This is a genomic window from Pseudomonas sp. MYb118, assembly GCF_040947875.1.
GTDB lineage: Bacteria > Pseudomonadota > Gammaproteobacteria > Pseudomonadales > Pseudomonadaceae > Aquipseudomonas.
In genome coordinates this window covers 355,065-380,133 of the sequence record NZ_JBFRXN010000001.1, presented here as the reverse complement: position 1 = coordinate 380,133, position 25,069 = coordinate 355,065, and the positions used below count along the sequence as shown (strand labels likewise).

Sequence of the window (25,069 nt, the reverse complement as noted above, 5' to 3'; positions counted from 1 at the left end):
ACGAAGAGAAATTTCTCACAGTAATCTCTGAATGGGGCAGATGCTCGCAACCGCCCACCCAGGCTTCAAGCCATCAGCATTCGTTCAAACCTTCACGGAACCGCAGCGCCAGGCCTTTGAGGTTTTGCCGCCAGGTTTCCAACTCTTCGCGACTGAGCTCTTGCGGCTCCTCTTCTTCATCCAGGTTGACCGCCAGGATCAACGGCTGCGTCACGTCACCCTTGGGCTTGTGCGGCGCACGAGGCGGCTGGAACAGCGCGGCATGCTCCGCTAGCAGCCTGGCCAGCCAGGTTTCCGGGTTTTGCGCCATCTCGACCATCTCGGCCATTTCAGGGATGGCGATGGTTTCCAGCACTTCCCGGGTCAACAGCATCTCTGCCCGTGGCGCATTGGCCTGTGGCAGGCGATAGAAGCCGGCAATTTCATGGCACAACCCCAGCAGCGCACCGTACAGGTGAAACAACGCCGATTCGCGCCCGGCCTGGATCAGCGCCAGGGAATTCATCGCCCGCCCCTCTTCCGCTCGGGCAAGGGCTTCCAGCGACAGGCCGGCGAAGTAGATCTTCTGGTTGGTACGGGTATAGAGCTCGTGGGCCATGACGGCAGCCTCCACAACGAAATAATTGCGTAACACAGGTCAGACAGTGTCGGGGATCAGCCAATGCCTTCGCAAGCCCTACACCACCGTCTGTAGGAGCGAGCTTGCTCGCGATGGTCGCAAGGACACCGCATCGCATCAGGCATCCCGCGTCATCGTTAACGACCATCGCGACGGTTCGACGCCTCGACAAGCTCGCTCCTACAGGTGCGCAACAAAAAAGCCCCGGCTCTTTCGAGTCGGGGCTTTTGTCTGGCGCCGATTAAGACTTCGCGGCAGTGCGCTTGTCTTCAACGGTCCACTTGCCACCGTCATAGAAGGCTTTCCAGCCAGTCGGCTTGCCGTCGACTTCGGTCTGCACGTATTGCTCCTTGGTCTTGCGGCTGTAGCGGATCACGGCTGGCAGGCCATCCGGGTCCTTCTTCGGCGCTTCGCAGAGGAAGTGGTACTTCGGATTGATTTCGTCCTTGTGCGGGATGATCTCGATCACCAGCGGAGCACGTGTCTCGCGGTTTTTCGGGAACTGGCTGGCGGCCAGGAACAGGCCGGAAGCACCGTCGCGCAGGATGTAGGTGTCGTTGACCTTTTCGCATTTGAGCTCAGGCATCTTCACCGGATCCATCTTCGGCGGCGCCGCGTCACCACTCTTGAGCAGCTTGCGGGTGTTCTTGCACGTCGGATTGGTGCAACCGAAGAACTTGCCGAAACGGCCGGTCTTGAGCTGCATCTCGCTGCCGCACTTGTCACATTCCAGGCTCGGGCCTTCGTAGCCCTTGATGCGGTAGGTGCCTTCTTCGATTTCGTAGCCCGCGCAATCCGGGTTGTTGCCGCAGATGTGCAGCTTGCGCTTCTCGTCCAGCAGGTAGGCGTCCATCGCCGTGCTGCAGATCGGGCAGCGGTGCTTGCCACGCAGTACCAGCGACTCCGACTCACCTTCGTCGTCCGCGGCGATTTCATCGCCCGGCACCAGGTTGACGGTGGCCTTGCAGCGCTCTTTCGGCGGCAGGCTATAGCCCGAGCAACCGAGGAACACGCCGGTCGAAGCGGTACGAATCTGCATCGGACGTCCGCAAGTGGTGCACGGAATGTCGGTCATGACCGGCTGGTTGGCACGCATGCCGTTTTCCGCGCCCTCGGCCACTTCGAGCTTCTTCTTGAAATCGCCGTAGAACTCGTCCAGCACGTTTTTCCAGTCGCGTTCGCCCTGAGCCACGTCGTCGAGGTTCTCTTCCATGCCGGCGGTGAAGCCGTAGTCCATGAGGTTGGAGAAGCTCTCGGACAGACGCTCGGTGACGATGTCACCCATCTTTTCCGAGTAGAAACGACGGTTGTGCAGCGCCACGTAGCCGCGGTCCTGGATGGTGGAGATGATCGCCGCATAGGTCGAAGGACGACCGATGCCACGTTTTTCCATTTCCTTGACCAGGCTCGCTTCCGAGTAACGCGCCGGTGGCTTGGTGAAGTGCTGGGTCGGATCAAGCTTGATCAGCTTCATCGTGTCGCCCTGGGCCATGTCTGGCAGCACGTCGTCATCGCCCGGCTTGGCGATTTGCGGCAGGACGCGGGTGTAGCCGTCGAACTTGAGGATGCGGCCCTTGGCACGCAGCTCGAAGTCGCCAGCGCCCACGGTCACGGTGGTCGACAGGTATTGCGCCGGCAGCATCTGGCAAGCGAGGAACTGGCGCCAGATCAGCTCGTAGAGGCGCTCAGCGTCGCGCTCCATGCCCGACAGCTTGGCCGGCGTGGTGTTGGCGTCGGACGGACGAATCGCCTCGTGAGCCTCTTGAGCGCCTTCCTTGCTGCTGTAAACGTTGGGCGTGTCTGGCAGGTATTTCTTGCCGAACTCGCTTTCGATATAGGTACGCGCCATCGCCACGGCATCAGCCGACAGGTTGGTGGAGTCGGTACGCATGTAGGTGATGTAGCCCGCTTCGTACAAGCGCTGGGCCATCATCATGGTTTTCTTCACGCCGAAGCCCAGGCGGTTACTGGCGGCCTGTTGCAGAGTGGACGTGATGAACGGCGCCGAAGGCTTGCTGCTGGTCGGCTTGTCTTCGCGCTTGACGATGCTGTAGCTGGACGCCTTGAGCTTTTCCAGCGCGGCCATGGCTTGGGCTTCGTTCAGCGGCTTGAAGGCTTCGCCCTTCTCGCGAGCCACGTCGAAACGTACGGTCGCACCCTTGGCGGTGCCGAGGTCGGCGTGGACTTCCCAGTACTCTTCAGGGATGAACGCCCGGATTTCACGCTCGCGCTCGACCACCAGCTTCACGGCAACCGACTGCACGCGACCGGCAGACAGGCCACGGGCGATCTTGGCCCACAGCAGCGGCGAGACCATGTAACCCACCACGCGATCGAGGAAACGACGCGCCTGCTGGGCGTTGACGCGGTCGATATCCAGCTCGCCCGGCTCGGAGAAGGCTTCCTGGATCGCCTTCTTGGTGATTTCGTTGAACACCACGCGCTTGTAGCGGCTGTCATCCCCACCGATGGCTTCGCGCAGGTGCCAGGCAATGGCTTCCCCCTCGCGGTCCAAGTCGGTTGCGAGATAGATGGTGTCAGCATCTTTGGCGAGCCGGCGCAGCTCTTCGATGACTTTTTCCTTGCCCGGAAGGATCTCGTACTTGGCTTTCCAGCCATGATCGGGATCGACCCCCATGCGCGAAACCAGTTGATTGCGCGCCTTTTCCTTCGGTGTGAGCACCGGACCTTCGCCCGCGGTCTTGCCACGCTTGGCGGCAGGCTCTTTGCTGGCGCTCGCCGAACCGCTGGTGGGCAGGTCTCGGATATGGCCGATACTCGACTTCACCACGTATTGGTTGCCCAGATACTTGTTGATGGTCTTGGCCTTAGCCGGGGATTCCACAATGACCAGCGATTTGCCCATGGATCGGAAAATTCCTGAATTCGAGAAGTGAAAGGCGATTGGCGCCTGACGCGGCACCGCTATATATAGTGGCTACAAGGTGAGGTCAAGCGCAGGGTTTTGCGCGAACTCAGCTTATGGCTTCGAAAAAACGCTCGGTTCAGCCTGTACCAAAGCAAAGCGTGGCACCTGTTCGCCGTCAACCTCGACCGACTCCAGGAACATGCTCAAGGGACGTACCCAAAAGCCGTAATCGCCATACAGGGCTTGGTAAAACACCACTTCCTCTTCGGTCTCCGAATGCCGTGCAATACTGAATACACGGTACTGCGGCCCCTTGTAATGTTGGTAGAGCCCAGGTTGTATCGGCATGTATCGGCCCTCACTCAAATCTTTTCAAAATAAAAGCAAAAAAAATCCGGAAAAACAAAAACCGGGGCACTGGGCCCCGGCTTCCGTCAACGAAACGCTTAGACGCGTTCGAAGACGGTGGAGATGCCTTGGCCGAGACCAATGCACATGGTAGCCACCCCGAAGGTGCCGCCATTTTGCTTCATCACGTTCAGCAGGGTGCCGGAAATACGTGCACCGGAGCAACCGAACGGGTGACCCAGGGCGATCGCGCCGCCGTGCAGGTTAACCTTCTCGTTCATCTTGTCGAGCACTTTCAGATCTTTCAGCACTGGCAGAGCCTGTGCGGCGAAAGCTTCGTTGAGCTCGAAGAAGTCGATATCGTTGATGCCAAGGCCTGCGCGCTTCAAGGCTTTCTGCGTCGCCGGTACCGGACCGTAACCCATGATCGCCGGATCCACACCCGCCACTGCCATCGAGCGAATCACCGCCATCGGCTGGATGCCCAGGTCCTGAGCACGCTGCGCCGACATCACGATCATGCACGAAGCACCATCGGTGATCTGCGACGAAGTACCGGCTGTCACGGTGCCGCCCTTGGGGTTGAACGCCGGCTTCAGGGTCGCCAGGCTTTCCAGGGTGGTTTCCGGACGAATGGTTTCGTCGTAGTCGAACAGTTTCAGGAAACCGTTCTCGTCGTAGCCCTGCATCGGGATGATTTCGTCCTTGAACTTGCCTTCCACGGTCGCCTTGTGGGCGAGCTGGTGGGAACGCACGCCAAAGGCGTCCTGCTGCTCACGGGTGATGCCATGCATCTTGCCGAGCATTTCCGCGGTCAGGCCCATCATGCCCGAGGCTTTTGCCGCGTGCAGCGACATGTGCGGGTTAGGATCGACACCGTGCATCATGCTCACGTGACCCATGTGCTCGACGCCACCAACCACGAACACGTCACCGTTGCCGGTCATGATCGCTTGCGCGGCGGTGTGCAGCGCGCTCATCGACGAACCGCACAGGCGGCTGACGGTCTGGGCGGCCGAGGTGTGCGGGATCTGGGTCATCAGCGACGCCATGCGGGCGATGTTCCAGCCCTGCTCCAGGGTCTGGTTCACGCAGCCCCAGATCACGTCTTCGACTTCGTTCGGGTCGACCTTGACGTTACGTTCCAGCAATTTGCTGATCAGGTGTGCCGACATGTCTTCGGCACGGGTGTTGCGGTGCATGCCGCCCTTGGAGCGGCCCATCGGAGTACGACCGAAGTCGACAATCACGACGTCTCTAGGATTCAAGCTCATAAGTTCACTCTCACTCTAGTTGGGGGCGCTTAACCGAAGAAGCTCTGGCCGTTCTTGGCCATTTCGCGCAGCTTCGCGGTCGGGTGGTACAGCGCGCCCAAATCAGCGTACTGGTCAGCCAGGGCAACGAACTGGGCCACACCGATCGAGTCGATGTAACGCAGCGCACCGCCACGGAATGGAGGGAAACCAATACCGTAGACCAGACCCATGTCGGCTTCGGCGGCGGTTTCGACGATGCCGTCTTCCAGGCAACGCACGGTTTCCAGGCACAGCGGGATCATCATCCAGTTAATGATGTCTTCGTCAGTGACTTCACGCTGCTCGTAGACGATTGGCTTGAGCACTTCCAGCACCGATGGATCGGCGACTTTCTTCTGCTTGCCCTTCTTGTCGGCCTCGTAGGCGTAGAAGCCCTTGCCATTCTTCTGGCCCAGGCGCTTGGCTTCGTAGAGCACGTCGATGGCCGAACGGCGATCGTCTTTCATGCGGTCCGGGAAACCTTCGGCCATCACGTCACGACCGTGGTGACCGGTGTCGATGCCGACCACGTCCATCAGGTACGCCGGGCCCATCGGCCAGCCGAATTTTTCCATGATCTTGTCGATGCGCACGAAGTCCACACCGGCGCTGACCAGCTTGGCGAAACCGCCGAAGTACGGGAACAGCACGCGGTTGACCAGGAAGCCCGGGCAGTCGTTGACCACGATCGGGTTCTTGCCCATTTTCTTGGCGTAGGCCACGGTGGTGGCGATCGCCTGCTCGCTGGACTTCTCGCCACGGATCACTTCCACCAGCGGCATCATGTGCACCGGGTTGAAGAAGTGCATGCCGACGAAGTTTTCCGGACGCTTGAGGGCCTTGGCCAGCAAGCTGATGGAAATGGTCGAGGTGTTGGACGCCAGGATGGTGTCTTCCTTGACCTTGTCTTCGACTTCGGCCAGGACCGCTTGCTTGACCTTCGGGTTCTCGACGACCGCTTCGACCACCAGGTCCACGTGACCGAAGTCACCGTAGGACAGGGTCGGGCGAATGCCGTTGAGCACTTCGGCCATCTTCGCTGCGGTCATGCGACCTTTTTCAACGCGGCTGACCAGCAGCTTGGCGGCTTCGGCCAGGCCCTGCTCGATACCGTGCTCGTTGATGTCCTTCATCAGGATCGGCGTGCCCTTGGAAGCCGACTGATAGGCGATGCCGCCACCCATGATGCCGGCGCCCAATACGGCAGCCTGCTTCACGTCGCTGGCGATTTCGTCGTAGGCCTTGGCCTTTTTCTTCAGCTCCTGATCGTTCAGGAACAGGCCGATCAGGCTCTGCGCGGCAGAGGTCTTGGCCAGTTTGACGAAACCGGCGGCTTCGACTTCCAGTGCCTTGTCACGACCGAAGTTCGCGGCTTTCTGGATGGTCTTGATCGCTTCGACCGGCGCCGGGTAGTTCGGGCCCGCTTGACCGGCCACGAAACCCTTGGCGGTTTCGAAAGCCATCATCTGCTCGATGGCGTTGAGCTTGAGTTTTTCCAGCTTCGGCTGACGCTTGGCCTTGTAGTCGAACTCGCCGGAAATGGCGCGTTTGATCACTTCAAGGGCGGCTTCCTGCAGCTTCTCAGGCACGACCACGGCGTCGACGGCACCGACTTTCAGCGCGTCTTCGGCACGGTTTTCCTTGCCGGCGGCAATCCACTCGATGGCGTTGTCGGCACCGATCAGGCGCGGCAGGCGCACGGTACCGCCAAAGCCTGGGTAGATGCCCAGCTTGACTTCCGGCAGGCCGATCTTGGCGCTGGTGGACATGACGCGGAAGTCCGCTGCCAGGCACATTTCCAGGCCGCCACCCAGGGCGATGCCATTGATCGCGGCAACGGTCGGGACGTTGAGGTCTTCGAAATCGCTGAAGATTTTGTTGGCTTCGAGGTTGCCAGCAACAAGCTCTGCATCCGGCAGCTTGAAGTTGTCGACAAATTCGGTGATGTCGGCGCCGACGATGAACACGTCCTTGCCACTGCTGACGATCACACCCTTGATCGAAGCATCTGCCTTGATGGTGTCTACGGCCTGACGCAGTTCATTCAGGGTTAGACGGTTGAACTTGTTGACGGACTCACCCTTGAGGTCGAACTTCAGTTCGACGATGCCACTTTCAAGAGCCTTAACCGTGATGGCTTTACCTTCGTAAATCATCAACTGATCTCCACGATATGGAAGCTGAACAGTACACGTCGGAAGCAGGCGAATGGCTGGCAGGGACGGTTTCGTCGATGCTACGCCAATCCACCCCACACACCCGCCAACGCGATAGTCGGGATTCTGTTGGAGCGCGCTCTAATGCAAACGCTCAATTCATACGCCCGTTTGATTTGGGTACGCCACCTTCACGGAATTTCCGACAATTGTCAATCGCCCAAAACACGGGTTGAAAAGCGACTTTGCAGTCATTTCTGTAGGAAGATGACCTGCAACACGCCACTGCATGCACAGACATTCATAGGATCAATCATTAGAAAAGTCGCCCTAATTCGCAACGGCTCACGCGGAACCGGCTAAGCTGGCGAAACCACAGGGAAAATTTGAGCGCCTGGGCGAACGCCCGGCGCAGGATCAGCCCAAACCGAATTACCGGCCTGCCTGGCCAACCCCGCCCCGACGATGTTGTCGGGCTTTTTTTTGCAGACCTGTAGGAGCGAGCCTTGCTCGCGATGGTCGTTAACGATGACGTTGTGCACCTGACACCCGGCGGCGCCCTTTCGACCATCGCGGGCAGGCCCGCTCCCACATCAGGCCAACGCTTTAAGCGTCGCGTCGATACGCTCCAAGACCTCCGCCTCGCCCTTCTCGCCCCAATACAAAGTGATCATCTGCTTGTCGGCTTCGACCTTGTAGACATTGGCCGGCAATTTTTCGAAATGATTCAACAGCGCCTGATCGTCGCAGGGTTCCTGCCACTGATTGACCCACACACCCGCCGATTTCTGCCAGTACACCCAGCACGCCGGTTGGCTGCCGCGACGGGGCCGATGGTACTGCGCGCAGGGGTTCGGCGGCTCAGGACGCAGCCAGTGCGGCCACTCCTGAGGCGCCAGTTGCATGGCCAATCCGAGGCGGCGAGCCTCCATGCGCAGGGCGATTCGACCACTCTGGGTACGGGACGGTCGCAGCCATGCGAGGGGGCTCAATACCACCAACAGGATTGACACCACTATCCAGACCGTCATATGTGTACTCCCGAATTTTGACGAGCGCTTGCAGTCACTCTGAAAACAAAGCGCTTGAAACCAGCCATACTTACCCTTATTGCAGTTCTCAGGAGGAGCATCTCATGCCCTATGAACACATTCTGGTCGCGGTAGATCTCACCGAAGAGTGTGACCCTGTCATCAAGCGCGCTCGCGAGCTGGCGGTGAGCAGTGGCGCAAAATTGTCCCTGGTGCACATCGTCGAACCCATGGCCATGGCCTTTGGTGGCGACGTGCCGATGGACCTTTCCCAACTGCAGCAGCAGCAATTCGACCAGGCCAAGGAACGCCTTGACCGCTTGATCGTCAAGTACCCTGAGGTCTCCAAGGAATACTGCCACCTGACCTACGGCCAGCCACGCCAGGAGATTCATCACCTGGCCAAGGAGCAAGGCTGCGATCTGGTTGTCGTGGGCAGCCATGGGCGACACGGCCTGGCATTGCTGCTCGGTTCCACCGCCAATGACGTATTGCACGGCGCGCCATGCGATGTGCTGGCGGTGCGCCTGGTCAAGAGCTGACCCCGCCCACTAACGGTAGGAGCGAGCTTGCTCGCGATGGCGGCGTGTCAGGCAACTGATGCGTCGATTGGCACACCGCTATCGCGAGCAAGCTCGCTCCTACAGTACGGTGAACGTCGCAAATCCGGCGTTCACCGCGCAGTCAATCAGGCATCCAGCTCAGCCCAACGCTCGACCATCACGTCGAGTTCGGCCTGCATCTGCTCCAGCTTGGCGATCACCGCAGCCGTTTCCGCAGCAGGACGCAGGTAGAAACCGGCATCCGCCATCTGCGCCTCGACGTCAGCGATCTGCTGTTCCATGGCCTCGATCTGGCCAGGCAACATCTCCAGCTCGCGCTGCAGCTTGTAGCTGAGCTTCTTCTTCGCCGCCGGCGCTTCCACCGCTGCCGCCACTGGCGCAGGTTCTGCCTTGACCACCGCCGAATTCAGGTCGGCCTTGCCGGATTTGCTCTCGGTCACCCCGAGCAAACGCGGCGAACCGCCCTGGCGCAGCCAGTCCTGGTAACCACCGACGTACTCACGGATCTTGCCTTCGCCTTCGAACACCAGGGTGCTGGTGACCACGTTGTCGAGGAATGCCCGGTCGTGGCTGACCATCAGCACGGTGCCACTGAAGGTCAGCAGCACTTCTTCCAGCAACTCGAGGGTTTCCACGTCGAGGTCGTTGGTCGGTTCGTCGAGGACCAAGAGGTTGGCCGGTTTGCTGAACAACTTGGCCAGCAACAGGCGGGCACGCTCGCCACCGGACAGCGCCTTGACCGGCGTGCGGGCACGCTGCGGGCTGAACAGGAAGTCGCCGAGGTAACTGAGGACGTGGCGGCTCTGGCCGTCGATCTCGATGAAATCGCGACCTTCGGCAACGTTGTCCACCACGGTCTTTTCCAGGTCCAGCTGGTGGCGCAACTGATCGAAGTAGGCGACGTCGATCTTGGTGCCCTCTTCCACCTTGCCGCTGGTGGGCTGCAGGCCGCTGAGCATCAGCTTGAGCAGCGTGGTCTTGCCGGTGCCGTTGGCGCCGAGCAGGCCGATGCGGTCGCCGCGCTGCAGGACCATGGAGAAATCACGGATCAGCACCGGGCCGTCCGGGTGAGCAAAACTGACGTTTTCCAGCACCATGACCTGCTTGCCGGACTTCTCCGCGGTTTCCAGTTGAATGTTGGCCTTGCCGGTGCGCTCACGACGCTCGCTGCGCTCGACACGCAGGGCCTTGAGGGCACGAACCCGGCCCTCGTTGCGAGTACGCCGGGCCTTGATGCCCTGGCGAATCCACACTTCTTCCTGGGCCAGGCGCTTGTCGAACAACGCGTTGGCGGTCGCTTCGGCAGCCAGTTCAGCTTCCTTGTGCACAAGGAAACTGGCGTAGTCGCCGTTCCAGTCGATCAACCCGCCGCGATCCAGTTCGAGGATGCGTGTGGCCAGGTTTTGCAGGAAGGAACGGTCGTGGGTAATGAACAGCACGGCGCCCTGGAAATCCTTCAGCGCTTCTTCCAGCCAGGCGATCGCACCGATGTCCAGGTGGTTGGTCGGTTCGTCGAGCAGCAGCAGATCCGGCTCGGACACCAGGGCCTGGGCCAGCAGGACGCGACGACGCCAGCCACCGGACAGCTCGGCCAGGGTCTTGTCGGCCGGCAGTTGCAGGCGGCTCAGGGTGCTGTCGACCAGGGTCTGCAAGCGCCAGCCGTCACGGGCCTCGAGGTCATGCTGCACGTGCATGAGCTTTTCCAGGTCGGCATCGGTGACGATGTTCTGGCTCAGGTGGTGATACTCGGCGAGCAAGGCACCGACACCGTCCAGGCCCGCGGCCACGACGTCGAACACCGTCCGCTCGTCGGCTACCGGCAATTCCTGCGGCAATTCGCCGATTTTCAGGCCCGGGGCACGCCACACGGAGCCGTCATCGGGCTTCTGGTCGCCCTTGACGAGCTTCATCATGCTGGACTTGCCAGTGCCGTTGCGGCCGATGATGCACACCCGCTCTCCACGGGCGATCTGCCAGGACACCTTGTCCAACAACGGCATCGCGCCGAAAGCAAGGGACACATCGCTGAATTTGAGCAGGGTCATGAGCTTCTCCAAAAACCGGGCGCGCATTCTACCTGAATCGAGGCTTCAGAAGGCCGGCAATTTCACCTTGGTGACACTCTGCAGCACAAATGTTGCTAACTGATGCCGACAGGCCCGCAAAGCTTTCGCCCGCTGCTGGCAAAAGGCTAAGCTACAGATAATTCAGCGCGGGCAAGGCTCGCGTTTGTCATGATTTCTCTGCCCGGATGTCTCATGCGCAGTCGCCTTTTCAGTCTTTTATCGTGCTTGCTCCTTTCTGCCACTGCCGTCCAAACAGTCCAGGCGGTGGACCTGTCCACCCAACGCCAATATTACGATGAAGCCAAGCGCGCCCTGGCCAAGGGTGATACCGGCCCGTACTTCCGTTACAGCCAGGCCCTGAGCACCTACCCGCTGGAACCCTACCTGGCCTACGACGAGCTGACCGCGCGCCTGAAAACGGCGAGCAACGCCGAGATCGAGAAATTCCTCGCCGAACACGGCGACCTGCCCCAGGCCAACTGGATGAAGTTGCGCTGGTTGCGCTGGCTGGCCGAACGCGGTGACTGGGCAACCTTCGTCAAGTATTACGACCCCAAGCTCAATTTCACCGAACTGGACTGCCTGAACGCGCAGTACCAGATCAGCCACAACCTCAAGTCCGAAGGCTATGCCAACGCCAACAAGCTCTGGCTGACCGGCAAATCGCAACCAGCCGCCTGTGACGCGCTGTTCGGCATGTGGGCTGCCGAAGGCCAACTGACCGAACAGAAGCGCTGGGAACGCACCAAGCTCGCCGCCCAGGCACGCAATTACCCGCTGGCCAACAGCCTGGTCAACGGCCTGAACACCCTCGCCCCGCGTGGTCGCCTGTTGGTGGACGTGGCGCAGAAACCTGAATTGCTCAATCAGCCGTCACGCTTCACCCCCGCTGACGAGCCGATGTCCGACATCGTCAGTCTCGGCCTGCGCCGCCTGGCCCGTCAGGATCCAGACAAGGCCATGCAGTTGCTCGACGGCTACGCCAGCAGCATGCATTTCTCCCGCGATGAAAAAGTCGCCATCGCCCGGGAAATCGGCCTGACCCTCGCGCGCCGTTTTGACAGTCGCGCGCTGGATGTGATGACCAAGTACGATCCGGAACTGCGCGACAACACCGTGTCCGAGTGGCGCCTCCGCCTGCTGCTGCGCCTGGCGCGCTGGGACGATGCCTATCAGTTGACCCGCCGCCTGCCCCAGGACCTGGCGACCACCAACCGCTGGCGCTACTGGCAGGCCCGCAGCCTGGAGCTGGCGCAACCGCAGAACCCGGAAGCCCTGACGCTGTACAAGAACCTCGCCCGCGAACGGGACTTCTACGGTTTCCTCGCCGCCGACCGCTCGCAACAACCCTACTCGCTGGTCAACAAACCGCTGGTGCTCAGCCAGGCGCTGATGAACAAGGTGCGCAACACCCCAGGCGTGCGACGTGCCCTGGAGTTCCACGCCCGCGGGCAAATCGTCGACGGTCGTCGCGAGTGGTACCACGTCAGTCGCCATTTCAACCGTGACGAAATGGTTGCCCAGGCGAAACTGGCCTACGACCTGAAATGGTACTTCCCGGCGATTCGCACCATCAGCCAGGCGCAATACTGGGACGACCTGGACATCCGCTTCCCGATGGCCCACCGCGACACCCTGGTGCGTGAGGCCAAGGTTCGCGGCCTGCACTCGAGCTGGGTGTTCGCCATCACCCGTCAGGAAAGCGCCTTCATGGACGACGCCCGCTCCAGCGTCGGCGCCAGCGGCCTGATGCAACTGATGCCCGGCACCGCCAAGGAAACCGCACGCAAATTCAGCATTCCCCTGGCCTCGCCGCAACAGGTGCTCGACCCGAACAAGAACATCCAGCTGGGCGCCGCTTACCTGAGCCAGGTGCACAGCCAGTTCAACGGCAACCGCGTCCTCGCCTCCGCCGCCTACAACGCCGGCCCCGGCCGCGTACGCCAGTGGCTGCGCGGCGCCGATCACCTGAGCTTCGACGTCTGGGTGGAAAGCATCCCCTTCGACGAAACCCGCCAATACGTGCAGAACGTGCTGTCGTATTCGGTGATCTACGGCCAGAAGCTCAACTCACCGCAGCCGCTGGTGGATTGGCATGAGCGGTATTTTGATGATCAGTGAGCTGGGTTGAGGCGCTGAAATTAAAAAGCCCGCATTGAAAAATGCGGGCTTTTTTCGTGCCAAATGTTCAATCCGCCTGGTGTGGCTGGATGCTTTTACTTGGTCGGTTACTTGATCGGTTACTTGATCGGTTACTTGATCGGTTACTTGATCGGTCTGTAGGAGCGAGCTTGCTCGCGATGGTCGTGAACGATGACGCGGGATGCCTGGTACCCTGCGGTGTCTGGACGTTCATCGCGAGCAAGCTCGCTCCTACAGGGTGTTCGTGGCGTTGAACTGCAACGCCGCCAACCGCGCGTACAGCGCATTGCTGGCGATCAACTCCTGGTGGGTGCCTACCGCTACCAGCTTGCCTTGATCCATCACCGCGATTCGGTCGGCGTTTTTCACGGTGGCCAGGCGGTGGGCGATGACCAGGGTGGTGCGGTTTTTCATCAGGCTCGGCAGGGCTTGCTGGATCAGGTGTTCGCTCTGGGCATCGAGGGCACTGGTGGCTTCGTCGAGCAGCAGGATCGGCGCGTCCACCAGCAGCGCGCGGGCGATGGCCAGGCGTTGGCGCTGGCCACCGGACAACCCCAGGCCGGCATCGCCCAGATGCGTCTGGTAACCCTGGGGCATGGCCTCGATGAAGTCGTGGGCGTAGGCGATTTTTGCCGCCTCCTTCACCTGCTCCAGTGTCGCCGTCGGGTTGCCGTAGCGCAGGTTGTCTTCGATGCTGCCAAAAAACAGCGCCGGAGATTGCGAGACCAGGGCGAAGCAACGGCGCAGGTCCAGTGGATCGAGCTGCGTCAGGGGCACGCCGTCGAGCAGGATGCGGCCCTCGGCGGGGTCGTAGAAGCGCAGCAGCAGGTCGTAGACCGTTGACTTGCCAGCGCCGGAAGGACCGACCAGCGCCAGGGTTTCACCGACATTGACGGTCAGGTTCAAGCCATTGATGGCGTAGCTTTCAGGCCGCGACGGGTAGGAAAAGCGCACGTCCTGCAGTTGAAGATTGCCCGCCACACGCTCGGGCAAATCCACCAGTCCTGTCGCGGGTGGCTGGATGATGTTTTCCGAACGCAGCAACTCGGCGATCCGCTCGGCGGCACCGGCGGCGCGTTGCAGCTCGCCGATCACTTCGCTCAAAGTGCCAAACGCGCTGCCGACAATCAGGCTGTAGAAGACGAAGGCCGCCAGCTCACCTGCGGAAATCCGCCCGGCCATCACGTCCATGCCGCCGACCCATAACATCACGCCAACCGCCCCCAGCACCAGCACAATCACCAGGGTGATCAGCCAGGCCCGCTGGAAGATCCGCTTGCGTGCGGTGTTGAACGCTTCCTCCACTGTCGCGGCAAAGCGCTGCTCGTCCTGAACCTGGTGGTTGTAGGCCTGCACGGTCTTGATCTGGCCGAGGGTTTCGGAGACATAGCTGCCAATGTCGGCAATGCGGTCCTGGCTCAGGCGCGACAGGCCGCGCACCCGCCGCCCGAAAATCAGGATCGGCGCGATCACCAGCGGCAAGGCGATGACGACAATGCTGGTCAGCTTGGGGTTGGTGATGAACAGCAACACGATCCCGCCGATCACCATCAACAGATTGCGCAGAAACAGCGACAACGACGAGCCGATGACCGATTGCAGCAACGTCGTATCAGCGGTCAGGCGCGACTGGATCTCGGAACTGCGGTTGTTCTCGTAGAAACCGGGGTGCAGGTAAACCAGATGGTTGAACACCTGTCGACGGATGTCGGCCACCACACGCTCGCCGATCCAGGACACCAGATAGAAGCGTACGAAGGTGCCGAACGCCAAGCCCACCACCAGCAACATGAACAGGCCAATGGTCTGGTTGAGCAGATGCGGCGATTGGGTCATGAAGCCCTGGTCCACCAACAACCGGATGCCCTGCCCCATGGATAAGGTGATGCCTGCCGTGACGATAAGCGCGAGCAAGGCCCCCACGGACTGCCAGCGATACGGCAGGAGAAAGCGGCTGGCCAGGCGAATCGCGCGGCGATGACGGGCAGAAAGCATGGGGATTTTCCAGTTCGTAAGTGAAGGGGGCCAGCTTCACCTTTTAATGGGGGGAACTCTGTAAATCACAATGAGTCAGGTTAAATATGACCGCATTGACCATACTCTAGGCGCTATCGGTCTAAGGCTTCGGTAGCCATGTGAAGTTATTTCTGTTGGACTGACAGTGCCGCCCCGAAAGATCGCAGGGAGTTGTCACAGCCCGGTCACCTGGCGGTTCTACAGTAGGCGCACAACCTGATGAGGAGACAGGCCATGTCCTTGCAACACAGCAGCAGCGACAAGATTCAAGTGATCCGCACGCAACCGAACCAGTCTTTGGGTTGCTCGATCATCGACGAAAAAGGCCGCGAAGTACCAATCACCGAAGGCATGATCCAGGACGCCTGCCGCGAACTGGAAAAACGATTGGTCAAGCCTGCCAAACAAGGCTGATAAGCCTGCATCTTCCGAACCCGGCCCTGCATGGCCGGGTTTTTTGTTTTTTCGGTAGGACCGAGTTGCCCGTATCGCGAGCAGGCATTTCGCGAACGCCGCAATTCCCTGTGGGAGCGAGCCTGCTCGCGATAGCGCCAACCCGGTCTCTAGACCAGCGAAGCCCCCAACGCCAGCACCATCGCCCGCAACTGCGGCGAGTCCCCTTCGATCTGCACCTGCAAACCGTCGATTTCCCGGCGCGAAGGATAATTTTTGCGCAGCACATCAAAGGCCGCACGCTGCTCGCTGACACTGCCTACAAGGCTGCGACGGAAATCCGCATCATCACGGCGTGGGTCGTACACGCCACGGCACATCATCGCCAGGGCCCAGGCCGGGTCGCTGTCAGCACTCAGGGTCAACCGGGACAACCAGGGTGGCGGCAGCAAATCGCTCAATTGAACCTGCGCCGGTTGACCCAGGAAATCGCAGTAGGCCTGATAGATCTGCGCGGTCCCGCGCTGCTTGCCGTCAAGGCTGTAGCCGGCAATGTGCGGCGTGCCCAGTACGCAGAGTTCGGCGAGTGCCACGTCGACCTCGGGCTCGGCCTCCCAGACATCGAGCACCGCTTGCAGGTCGTCGCGTTGCAGCAGCACCTCGCGCAGCGCAGCGTTATCCACCACCGGGCCACGGCTCGCATTGATCAGCCATGTACCGGGTTTGAGCTGATTCAGACGGTCGCGGTCGAACAGATGCCAGGTCGCGCCATCGCCCTGCCGGGTCAGCGGCGTGTGCAGACTGATGACATCGCATTGCTCGATGATCTGCTCGAGGCTGACGTAACCGCTGCCTTCGGCGGCTTGCCGGGGCGGGTCGCACACCAGCACATTCCAGCCCAGCCCCTGCAGGACGTTGACCAACCGACCGCCAACCTCACCTGCGCCAACCACACCGTAGGTGCGCTGGGTCAAGTCAACGCCTTCGATTTCGGCGAGGGTCAGCAAACTGCCCAGCACATAATCGACCACGCCACGGGCATTGCAACCGGGAGCGCTGGACCAGGTGATGCCGACCTGCTGGAAGTAATCGAGGTCCAGGTGATCGGTGCCAATGGTGCAGGTGCCGACAAAACGCACCTTGCTGCCTTCGAGCAATGCCCGATTGACGTTGGTCACCGAACGCACCAGCAGGACATCGGCCTGTTCAACGACAGCACGGTCAATGGAGCGCCCCGCGACCCGGCGGATCTCACCGAAACCTTCGAAGAAAGCATCGAGCAGCGGAATATTTTCGTCGGCGACAATCAGCATGGCAGGCTCCTTTGGCGGGTCGGCAGTTTAGGCGCAGATGGCATACGGCGCCTAGGTCCATATTGGACTTGTGCTCGACCTTGTGGGATTAAACCTGTTTGCAATGAATCTGAAGTGCAGGTCCTACACAACGTGGGATGTGGCCCCACTGGATGGCAGGAATGGCCCGATAGAGAACGCAGAAATGGTGAAACGCAAGAGCTGATAACTTGATGCTTCACCAAATCAGGATACCGGCCATGTCAAAAGCACTAGCGCCAGACGTGCTTCAGGGTGTTATTTTCAGCACTTCTAAAAGCACTCTTGGGAACACCCTCATGCCGCATCTCTTGCTCTCGCAGGTTGTAGCAAGCATCTCGGAACTGAAAAAAAATCCTATGGGCACCGTCGCCGCCGGGCGAGGTCTGCCAGTTGCAATTCTCAATCGCAACGAGCCTGCCTTTTACTGTGTTCCGGCCAAAGAATATGAAGCGTTGATGAACCGATTGGACGATCTGGAGTTGATCGCTCTATGCAAGGAACGAGAAAACGACCCGACCATCAAGGTTTCAATTGATGACCTATGACCTGGCGTTCTCCGAGAAAGCCTGGAAAGAATGGCGAAAGCTTGGGTCGACACTGAGAGAACAGTTCAAGAAAAAGCTTCAGGAACGCTTGAGCAATCCGCATATACCCGGGGACCGACTCAACGGACTGGGCAACGCTTACAAGATCAAATTGAACAGTGCCGGGTATCGGCTCGTATATCGGGTCATTGATGAAATGCTGGTCGTGACGGTCATTGCTGTGGGCAAGAGGGAGCGTGGCGAGGTTTACAACGACGCAGGCTGCCGCTGACGGCGCAGAGCACGCCAGCGGGTCCGCAGCAGCAACGGCGTGGTCATGCGAGTTTCTTGCGAATCCAGTAGAGGTAGGTGCCCGCCTCTTCATGCTGCGCGACCAGTTCGTGGTCGAGGAACACGCAGAATTTGGGGATGTCGCGACGGGTTGACGGGTCCGTGGCGATCACTTTGAGCAGGCCGCCGGGGGCCAGGTCACGGATGTGCTGGTGCAGCATCATCACCGGTTCCGGGCAGTTGAGGCCGGTGGCGTCGAGGGTGCCGTCTACCGGCGTATCAAGGGGTTCACTCATGATTTACTCCTGAAACAGGCCGGCATTGTCGCGCATTGCCGGGTGTTCGGTCACCCCTATCTGTGGGAGCGAGCCTGCTCGCGATGAGCTGAAGAACACCGCGAGTTATCAGGTACCCAGCGAATCGTTGATGATCATCGCGAGCAGGCTCGCTCCCACAGGGGTCGGCAACACCCACAAGGCGATGCGTTAACGGGATTTGGGTTTTGCCACATCCAGCCGGCGCAGATGGCAGGTCACTTCCTCGCGGTCGTGGTACAGCTGCTTGCAGCCGATCTCGACCCGGATGCCGCGCGCCTTGAATCCATCGGCGATGCGTTCGAGCAGGCGCTTCACTTCGGCATAACGCTGCTTCATCGGCAACTTGAGGTTGACCACCGCCTCACGGCAATGGCCCTCGCCGATCCACTCTTCCAGCATCGCTGCGTTGCGCGCGGGTTTCTCGACGATGTCGCAGACCATCCAGTCCACCGGCTGCCGCGGCTTATAGGTGAAGCCGTCCGCCATCAGGTGCTGCACCAGGCCGGTTTCTATCAGGCTTTCGGCCATCGGGCCGTTGTCGATGGCGGTCACCAGCATGCCACGGTTGACCAGTTGCCAGGTCCAGCCACCGGGTGCAGCCCCCAGGTCCACACCCGTCATGTCACTGTGCAAACGATCGTCCCACTGATCGCGCGGGATGAAGTGGTGCCAGGCCTCCTCCAGTTTCAAGGTCGAACGGCTCGGCGCCTCGCGGGGGAACTTCAGGCGCGGAATGCCCATCGGCCACATCGCCGAATTGTTCGATTCGGCCAGCCCCACGAACACTTCGCGACCGCTTTTGAACGTCAGCAACAGGCGCGGCTTGCTCGGGTCATCCACCAGCTTGCCCGCCGCGATCAGCGCCTTGCGCAGGTGCACTTCGAGTTTTTTGCAGAAATTGGACAGGGCCTTGCCGTCGTTGGTGTCGACCATTTCCAGCCACAGGCTGCCGCAGACCGGAAAGTCCGTCATGTGCGCGAGGATCACGCTGATGCGGTCGGTTTCCGGCAAGTCGATGAAGCGCCCACGGGCCCATTGACGCGGGAAGATCAGCTCGGCGAACCGCAGGCCATGCATCAGGCGCTCGGCGCCGCCGTCTTCGGTGCAGATGAATTCAGCGCAGGCGGTGGCGGCTTTCGCCTTGGCGTACCCGGCCACGTTGAGCCGGGCGGCATGTTCGGAAATCTCGGAGCAGACTTCACCTTCGAAGCCTGGCCGGCAATGCATGAAAAGGGTGTTCATTCTTACTCCTGGGCAGATGGCGAACAGGACGCCACTGCGCGATGCCCAGGCTTGCGTTGAAGCGAAGCCTGTCACGAAAACCGGCGCATGATAGCCGAGTTCGGGCTGCCGGACCCAACCAAAAACCTCGCTATCCCTTGGTTTAGTGGCTTAACACCAACTGACGATTGAGACGATCTGGTCGAACGATCACGATGGTCACAGACTCTGAGTATCGTATCCGCCGAGATGACACAAAAGTTATCCGGTCATTCGCCTTACGCAGCAAACAGAGCTAGGTTTAATGCTCTGCCCGTCCCCTCAGTCCGTAGCCGTGCGGACGCAAAGGAGTGATTGCAATGCCGTCCCTCGATAGCCTGAAAACCCTTAAAACCCTGCAAATCGACGACAAGACTTACCACTATTTCAGTCTGCCCGATGCCGCCAGGAGCCTCGGTGACCTGGACACGTTGCCGATGTCGTTGAAAGTGCTGCTGGAAAACCTGCTGCGCTGGGAAGACGAAAAGACCGTCACCGGCGCCGACCTGCGAGCGTTGGCCGCCTGGCTCAAGGAGCGCCGCTCGGACCGTGAAATCCAGTACCGCCCCGCGCGGGTATTGATGCAGGACTTCACCGGCGTTCCCGCCGTGGTCGACCTGGCGGCCATGCGTGCCGCCATGGCCAAGGCCGGCGGCAACCCGCAGCGCATCAACCCGCTGTCGCCGGTGGACCTGGTGATCGACCACTCGGTGATGGTCGATAAATTCGCCAGCCCCAGCGCCTTCGAGCAAAACGTCGACATCGAAATGCAACGCAACGGCGAACGCTACGCCTTTTTGCGCTGGGGCCAGAGTGCCTTCGACAACTTCAGCGTGGTGCCACCGGGCACTGGCATCTGCCATCAGGTCAACCTTGAATACCTGGGCCGCACCGTCTGGACCAAAGACGAGGACGGCCGCACCTACGCCTTCCCCGATACCTTGGTCGGCACCGATTCGCACACCACCATGATCAATGGCCTCGGCGTGCTCGGCTGGGGCGTCGGCGGTATCGAAGCGGAAGCGGCGATGCTCGGCCAGCCGGTGTCGATGCTGATCCCGGAAGTGATCGGTTTCAAGCTCACCGGCAAGCTGAAGGAAGGCATCACCGCCACAGACCTGGTGCTGACCGTCACGCAGATGCTGCGCAAGAAAGGCGTTGTCGGCAAATTCGTCGAGTTCTACGGCGACGGCCTGGCCGATCTGCCGCTGGCCGACCGCGCGACCATCGCCAACATGGCCCCGGAATACGGCGCCACCTGCGGCTTCTTCCCAGTGGATGACGTCACCCTCGACTACCTGCGCCTATCCGGCCGCCCACAGGAAACCGTGAAGCTGGTCGAGGCCTATAGCAAGGCCCAAGGCCTGTGGCGCCTGCCGGGCAAGGAGCCGGTGTTCACCGATACCCTGGCACTGGACATGGCCAGCGTCGAAGCCAGCCTCGCCGGGCCGAAACGTCCGCAGGACCGGGTCGCGCTGCCGAAGGTGGCGCAGGCCTTCAGCGACTTCATCGGCCTCACCCTCAAACCCACCAGCAAGGAAGAAGGCCGCCTGGAAAGCGAGGGCGGTGGCGGTGTGGCCGTGGGCAATGCCGACATGGCCGGCGAAGTGGACTATGAATTCGAAGGCGTGACTCACCGCCTGAAAAATGGTGCGGTGGTGATCGCCGCGATCACCTCGTGCACCAACACCTCCAACCCGAGCGTGATGATGGCCGCCGGCCTGGTGGCGAAAAAAGCCGTGGAGAAAGGCCTCAAGCGCAAGCCCTGGGTGAAGAGTTCGCTGGCTCCTGGCTCCAAGGTGGTGACCGACTACTATAAGGCCGCCGGGCTGACACCCTATCTGGATCAACTCGGTTTCGACCTGGTCGGTTACGGCTGCACCACCTGCATCGGTAACTCCGGGCCACTGCCGGAACCGATCGAAAAAGCCATCCAGAGCGCTGACCTGACCGTCGCCTCGGTGCTGTCGGGCAACCGTAACTTCGAAGGCCGCGTGCATCCACTGGTGAAAACCAACTGGCTGGCCTCCCCGCCGCTGGTGGTGGCGTACGCGCTGGCCGGGACGGTGCGCACCGATATCAGCAGCGAACCGCTGGGCAACGACAAGGACGGCAACCCGGTCTACCTGCGTGACATCTGGCCGAGCACCCAGGAAATTGCCGAGGCGGTGAACCGGGTCAACACCTCGATGTTCCACAAGGAATACGCCGAAGTGTTTGCCGGCGACGAACAATGGCAGGCGATCGAAGTGCCCCAGGCAGCGACCTACGTCTGGCAGGACGACTCGACCTACATCCAGCATCCGCCATTCTTCGACGACATCGGTGGCCCGCCACCGGCCATCGGCGACGTCAGCGGCGCACGCGTGCTGGCGCTGCTGGGCGATTCGGTGACCACCGACCACATCTCCCCGGCCGGCAACATCAAGGCCGACAGCCCGGCGGGTCGCTACCTGCGCGACAAAGGCGTGGAGCCGCGCGACTTCAACTCCTACGGTTCCCGGCGTGGCAACCATGAGGTGATGATGCGCGGTACGTTCGCCAACATCCGTATTCGCAACGAAATGCTCGGCGGCGAAGAAGGCGGCAACACGATCTACATTCCTACCGGGGAACGCATGGCGATCTACGACGCGGCCATGCGCTACCAGGCCACGGCGACGCCGCTGGTGGTGATTGCCGGTCAGGAATACGGCACCGGTTCGAGCCGTGACTGGGCAGCCAAGGGCACCAATCTGCTGGGGGTCAAGGCGGTCATCGCCGAAAGCTTCGAGCGCATCCACCGCTCCAACCTGGTGGGCATGGGTGTATTGCCGTTGCAGTTCAAGCTGGACCAGAACCGCAAGAGCCTGAACCTCACCGGCAAGGAAACCCTGGACATCCATGGCCTCTCCGGCGTCGAACTGACCCCGCGGATGAACCTGACGCTGGTGATTACCCGTGAAAACGGCAGCCGCGAGAAAGTCGATGTGTTGTGCCGGATCGACACGCTCAATGAGGTCGAATACTTCAAGTCGGGGGGAATCCTGCACTACGTATTGCGGCAGTTGATCGCGTCCTGAGAAATGCCTCACACCCGCACCGCCTTCGGGCGGTGCTTTCATTTGCGCGCCCGTATAATCACCCCACCCTCATCACCCCGCCCCCCCTGTAGGAGCAGCCGGTCGACGCTCGATTGCTCGCGATGCGGTGTGTCAGTCAGTGCAAGTTTTGTTGACACACCGCCATCGCGAGCAAGCTCGCTCCTACAAAAGATCCGCACAAGGACACTCAATGCCCTGGCCCTACCTGATTCTGCTCACACTCGGCTACGGCCTGGCCCTGTCCTATGGCCAACTCGGCTGGCTGGCCGGCATCACCGTCCTGTTGCTGGTGATCGCCGGTTTCGCCGCGCACCACCGGTACATCCGCATCGGACGTCCGCTCGGGCACGCCTTGTTCCTGTTCGTGGCCCTGGCGCTGGCGATGCACTGGCTGCCCGGCTTCCATAACGGGCGAGGCATCCAACCCCAGCGCTTCACCGACAATGCCGTGCCGTTTTCCATGTACCTGAACCTGGACAAACCATTGATTGGTTTCTGGCTGCTGCTGGTCTGTCCTTGGATAGTCGGGGTGCGCTCGCTGCGTCTGGCCGCCTGCGCCACGGCGCTGGGATTGGCGGTGAGCACCCTGCTGGCGTTGGGCGGCGCGCTGTTGCTGGGGGTGATCGCTTGGGCGCCGAAATGGCCTGATCAAGCCTGGTTGTGGCTGTTCAACAACCTGTTGCTGGTAACCCTGGTGGAAGAAGCGTTATTTCGCGGGTACATCCAGGGTGGACTGAGCCGCGTCTTCAAACACCTGCGCCACGGCGAACTGCTGGCCCTGTTGCTCGCGTCACTGGTCTTCGGCCTCGCTCACTCGAGCGCGGGCTGGCATTGGGTGTTGCTGTCTGGCCTGGCAGGTATCGGCTATGGGCTGGCCTATCGTTTTGGCGGGTTGGGTGCAGCCATCGCCACGCACTTGGGCTTGAACCTGTTGCATTTTGGCTTGTTCACTTACCCGATGCTGGCCGGCTGACGCGCCGGTCAGTTGATGACGCTTCGGCAAATATTAAAAATTAATTTCAGTTAATCGCGAGGGGTGCCGACAACACTGGAAAGCCTTGCGGACTTAAAATGCCATGCGTAACAACCAGCCCATTACTCAAAGCGAACGGACATTTCCGGCGCAACAACGGTTGATTTCCACAACCGATACCAAGGGCGTAATCACCTACTGCAACGACGCATTCGTCGAGATCAGCGGGTATTCCCGGGACGAACTGATTCGTGCACCGCATAACCTGGTCCGTCACCCCGACGTACCGGCAGCGGTGTTCGCGCACATGTGGGGCACGCTCAAACAAGGCCTGCCCTGGATGGGCATCGTCAAGAACCGTTGCAAGAGCGGTGACTACTATTGGGTCAACGCCTACGTCACGCCGGTGTACGAAGGTAATCAGGTCGTCGGTTACGAGTCGGTGCGGGTAAAGCCCACCGCTGAACAGATCCAGCGTGCCAAAGCGCTTTACCAGCGCATCAACGAGGGCAAGTCGGCGATTCCGTCCTCGGACAAATGGCTGCCGGTGCTGCAGGACTGGCTGCCGTTCATCCTGGTCAGCCAACTGAGCTTCATGATCGGCGCCTCGCTCAACTCGCAATGGGGCTTCGCCCTGGCCGCCGGCCTGTCGGTCCCGCTGGGCCTGCTGGGCCTGAGCTGGCAACAGCGCGGTCTCAAGCGCTTGCTGCGCCTGGCCGAACAGACCACCTCCGACCCGCTGATTGCGCAGATGTACACCGACAGCCGTGGTGCGCAGGCGCGCCTGGAAATGTCGATCCTCAGCCAGGAAGCCCGTCTGCGCACTTGCCTGACCCGCCTGCAGGACACCGCCGAGCACCTGACCGAGCAAGCCCGGCAGTCCGACTCGCTGGCCCACGACAGCTCCACCGGGCTGGAACGCCAGCGCGTCGAAACCGAGCAGGTGGCCACCGCCGTCAACCAGATGGCCGCCACTACCCAGGAAGTCGCCAGCCACGTGCAGCGCACTGCTGACGCCACCCAGGAAGCCAACCGCCTGACCGGTCGCGGTCGCGACATCGCCGGGGAAACCCGCGAGGCGATCCAGCGCCTGTCGGAAGTGGTTGGCGAAACGGGCCTGACCGTGACGCAACTGGCCAAGGACAGCGACGAGATCGGCGGCGTGGTCGATGTGATCAAGGGCATCGCCGACCAGACCAACCTGCTGGCGCTCAACGCCGCCATCGAAGCGGCACGCGCCGGCGAGATGGGGCGCGGGTTTGCCGTGGTGGCCGATGAAGTCCGCCAACTGGCCCAGCGCACCAGCGAGTCCACCGGGCAGATCCATGCCCTGATCGCCAAGCTGCAACAGACCGCCAACTCCGCCGTGCAGACCATGGACGCCGGCCATCGCCAGGCCGAAGAAGGTGTGGCGCGGGTACTGGAGGCCGATCAGGCGCTGGTGGGCATCAGCGAAGCGGTGGCCAACATCACCGACATGACCACGCAGATCGCCGCCGCCACCGAAGAGCAGAACTCGGTGGCCGAGGAGATCAGCCGCAACATCAGCAACATCTCGCACCTGGCCGACCAGACCTCGGAACAGGCGCAGAACTCGGCGCTGCTGAGTGAAGAGCTGATCAAGACGGCGAATACCCAGTATTCGCTGGTGGAGCGGTTTAACCGCTGAGGTTAATGGGTGTCTGTTACGGCGCCATCGCGAGCAGGCTCGCTCCCACAGGGTTTTGTTGTTGAACACAGGATTTGTGAACAACACCCGCCACTGTGGGAGCGAGCCTGCTCGCGATTG

19 protein-coding genes are annotated in these 25,069 nt (G+C 60.9%); 8 read left to right on the top strand and 11 right to left on the bottom strand.

Annotated elements, in window-relative coordinates; translation table 11 throughout:
• Nucleotides 1-73: 73 nt before the first annotated feature.
• The 6 genes from ABVN20_RS01755 to ABVN20_RS01730 form a co-directional block, all read right to left on the bottom strand.
• Nucleotides 74-598, bottom strand: a complete 525-nt coding sequence (locus tag ABVN20_RS01755) for a DUF6586 family protein (protein WP_368553588.1) — start codon at nt 596-598, stop codon at nt 74-76.
• Between the two features lie 262 nt (nt 599-860).
• Nucleotides 861-3,485 carry a type I DNA topoisomerase gene (topA, locus tag ABVN20_RS01750; RefSeq protein WP_368553587.1) on the bottom strand — a complete coding sequence of 875 codons (2,625 nt, stop codon included), beginning with the start codon at nt 3,483-3,485 and terminating at the stop codon, nt 861-863.
• Nucleotides 3,486-3,599: 114 nt separating this feature from the next.
• The gene (locus ABVN20_RS01745) at nt 3,600-3,836 is read right to left on the bottom strand and encodes a DUF1653 domain-containing protein (RefSeq protein WP_123365569.1); all 237 of its coding nucleotides are present in this window, start codon (nt 3,834-3,836) and stop codon (nt 3,600-3,602) included.
• A gap of 98 nt (nt 3,837-3,934) precedes the next feature.
• Nucleotides 3,935-5,110 carry an acetyl-CoA C-acyltransferase FadA gene (gene fadA, locus ABVN20_RS01740; RefSeq protein WP_368553585.1) on the bottom strand — a complete coding sequence of 392 codons (1,176 nt, stop codon included), beginning with the start codon at nt 5,108-5,110 and terminating at the stop codon, nt 3,935-3,937.
• Nucleotides 5,111-5,139: 29 nt separating this feature from the next.
• Nucleotides 5,140-7,287 (bottom strand): fatty acid oxidation complex subunit alpha FadB, encoded by a 2,148-nt coding sequence (fadB, locus tag ABVN20_RS01735; RefSeq protein ID WP_368553583.1) that lies wholly within the window; start codon nt 7,285-7,287, stop codon nt 5,140-5,142.
• Between the two features lie 593 nt (nt 7,288-7,880).
• Entirely contained in the window at nt 7,881-8,318 is a 438-nt protein-coding gene (locus ABVN20_RS01730; RefSeq protein ID WP_368553581.1) for a hypothetical protein, read from the bottom strand.
• Between the two features lie 104 nt (nt 8,319-8,422).
• Here ABVN20_RS01730 and ABVN20_RS01725 point away from each other — a divergent pair, with 104 nt between their 5' ends.
• Nucleotides 8,423-8,860 carry a universal stress protein gene (locus ABVN20_RS01725; protein ID WP_368553579.1) on the top strand — a complete coding sequence of 146 codons (438 nt, stop codon included), beginning with the start codon at nt 8,423-8,425 and terminating at the stop codon, nt 8,858-8,860.
• A gap of 146 nt (nt 8,861-9,006) precedes the next feature.
• On the opposite strand, the gene ABVN20_RS01720 is transcribed toward ABVN20_RS01725, so the two are convergent.
• Nucleotides 9,007-10,926, bottom strand: a complete 1,920-nt coding sequence (locus tag ABVN20_RS01720) for an ATP-binding cassette domain-containing protein (RefSeq protein WP_368553577.1) — start codon at nt 10,924-10,926, stop codon at nt 9,007-9,009.
• A 213-nt stretch (nt 10,927-11,139) separates the two neighbouring features.
• Here ABVN20_RS01720 and ABVN20_RS01715 point away from each other — a divergent pair, with 213 nt between their 5' ends.
• Entirely contained in the window at nt 11,140-13,068 is a 1,929-nt protein-coding gene (locus ABVN20_RS01715; RefSeq protein ID WP_368553575.1) for a transglycosylase SLT domain-containing protein, read from the top strand.
• A gap of 252 nt (nt 13,069-13,320) precedes the next feature.
• On the opposite strand, the gene ABVN20_RS01710 is transcribed toward ABVN20_RS01715, so the two are convergent.
• Nucleotides 13,321-15,090, bottom strand: coding sequence for an ABC transporter transmembrane domain-containing protein (locus tag ABVN20_RS01710; protein WP_368554547.1), 1,770 nt, complete (start codon nt 15,088-15,090; stop codon nt 13,321-13,323).
• Nucleotides 15,091-15,339: 249 nt separating this feature from the next.
• On the opposite strand from ABVN20_RS01710, the gene ABVN20_RS01705 reads away from it, so the two are divergent.
• The gene (locus ABVN20_RS01705) at nt 15,340-15,519 is read left to right on the top strand and encodes a PA1571 family protein (RefSeq protein ID WP_368553573.1); all 180 of its coding nucleotides are present in this window, start codon (nt 15,340-15,342) and stop codon (nt 15,517-15,519) included.
• Between the two features lie 149 nt (nt 15,520-15,668).
• Here ABVN20_RS01705 and pdxB read toward each other — a convergent pair whose 3' ends face one another.
• A complete protein-coding gene (gene pdxB, locus ABVN20_RS01700) occupies nt 15,669-16,811 on the bottom strand; it encodes a 4-phosphoerythronate dehydrogenase PdxB (RefSeq protein WP_368553571.1) in 1,143 nt (380 codons plus the stop codon).
• A 317-nt stretch (nt 16,812-17,128) separates the two neighbouring features.
• Here pdxB and ABVN20_RS01695 point away from each other — a divergent pair, with 317 nt between their 5' ends.
• On the top strand, nt 17,129-17,377 hold the full coding sequence (locus ABVN20_RS01695; protein ID WP_368554546.1) for a type II toxin-antitoxin system Phd/YefM family antitoxin: 249 nt from the start codon (nt 17,129-17,131) through the stop codon (nt 17,375-17,377).
• The gene (locus ABVN20_RS01690) at nt 17,367-17,648 is read left to right on the top strand and encodes a type II toxin-antitoxin system RelE/ParE family toxin (RefSeq protein ID WP_368553569.1); all 282 of its coding nucleotides are present in this window, start codon (nt 17,367-17,369) and stop codon (nt 17,646-17,648) included. Before ABVN20_RS01695 ends, ABVN20_RS01690 begins: the two co-directional genes overlap by 11 nt.
• A gap of 43 nt (nt 17,649-17,691) precedes the next feature.
• Here the strand turns inward: ABVN20_RS01690 and tusA are convergent, their stop codons facing one another.
• The gene (gene tusA, locus ABVN20_RS01685; protein ID WP_368553567.1) at nt 17,692-17,943 is read right to left on the bottom strand and encodes a sulfurtransferase TusA; all 252 of its coding nucleotides are present in this window, start codon (nt 17,941-17,943) and stop codon (nt 17,692-17,694) included.
• A gap of 189 nt (nt 17,944-18,132) precedes the next feature.
• Nucleotides 18,133-19,206, bottom strand: coding sequence for a 23S rRNA (cytidine(2498)-2'-O)-methyltransferase RlmM (gene rlmM, locus ABVN20_RS01680; RefSeq protein WP_368553565.1), 1,074 nt, complete (start codon nt 19,204-19,206; stop codon nt 18,133-18,135).
• 338 nt (nt 19,207-19,544) lie between these two features.
• On the opposite strand from rlmM, the gene acnA reads away from it, so the two are divergent.
• The 3 genes from acnA (at nt 19,545) to ABVN20_RS01665 (ending at nt 24,949) form a co-directional block, all read left to right on the top strand.
• Complete coding sequence (gene acnA, locus ABVN20_RS01675) at nt 19,545-22,286, top strand: aconitate hydratase AcnA (RefSeq protein ID WP_368553563.1); 2,742 nt, start codon at nt 19,545-19,547, stop codon at nt 22,284-22,286.
• A gap of 211 nt (nt 22,287-22,497) precedes the next feature.
• Entirely contained in the window at nt 22,498-23,280 is a 783-nt protein-coding gene (locus ABVN20_RS01670) for a lysostaphin resistance A-like protein (protein ID WP_368553561.1), read from the top strand.
• A gap of 103 nt (nt 23,281-23,383) precedes the next feature.
• On the top strand, nt 23,384-24,949 hold the full coding sequence (locus tag ABVN20_RS01665; protein ID WP_368553559.1) for a methyl-accepting chemotaxis protein: 1,566 nt from the start codon (nt 23,384-23,386) through the stop codon (nt 24,947-24,949).
• Nucleotides 24,950-25,069: the final 120 nt, after the last annotated feature.